We start from the raw sequence: 601 nt of genomic DNA, 5'->3' as shown, positions 1-601 counted from the left end.
TAACGCTCTATTAAGCGGTTAAAAACACTTGCTATGTTTGAGCGAAGCGAGTCGGCAAGCGTTTTTAATCCGACTTAAATAGCTTGTTATATGTGGAACGTAAAACTAAAAGTAAGCTGGTACTGATCCATCAAAGCCGAAATGACGATTTGAAATATACATACAACCAGTGCCTTTAATCTCAACGAACCCTAATCTGCTATAAAATTTATTGTCTATATCGCTATGTAAGAATATAGCTTTACCATTATGATAAAAAAACAACTCGTCCTTCACGAGATTAACCAAAGTTGTAGCATAACCTCGCCCACGAAGACTATTCGGTGTGGCTACTGAGCCGATGCCAAAACAATCATCTTTTAGACCAAATATATCGTGATAGACGATAAGAGACGACAAAATTTGGTCATTCTCGACTAGCACATACCAAATCCCAGCTTGATACTTTTCACTATTGCGACAAACATTTAGATACTCTTCATAGGAAAGGTCATCACTCCACACATCACAGCCCATAGCGTAAATAGCGTCTAATTCCTGAGCCTGCGCTTCTCTTACATACATCCTTGTAAACTTCCTAAATTAATAAATACATATAACG

General features: G+C 37.6%; 1 protein-coding gene. It reads right to left on the bottom strand.

The features are described 5' to 3' along the window. Nucleotides 1-105: 105 nt before the first annotated feature. Nucleotides 106-564: a GNAT family N-acetyltransferase gene (locus KP803_RS21790; RefSeq protein ID WP_248010952.1), complete on the bottom strand. Its 459-nt coding sequence runs from the start codon at nucleotides 562-564 to the stop codon at nucleotides 106-108. Nucleotides 565-601 lie beyond the last annotated feature (37 nt).

It is taken from the genome of Vibrio amylolyticus (assembly GCF_023145695.1).
In the GTDB taxonomy this organism is placed as follows: domain Bacteria; phylum Pseudomonadota; class Gammaproteobacteria; order Enterobacterales; family Vibrionaceae; genus Vibrio; species Vibrio amylolyticus.
Note: the sequence above shows the minus strand (reverse complement) of the source record. Positions and strands in the feature narration are given on the sequence as shown.

What these genes read in the sequence shown, in the direction of transcription:
- KP803_RS21790 (WP_248010952.1), bottom strand. Translation starts at nt 564, where the DNA reads ATGTATGTAAGAGAAGCGCAGGCTCAGGAATTAGACGCTATTTACGCT.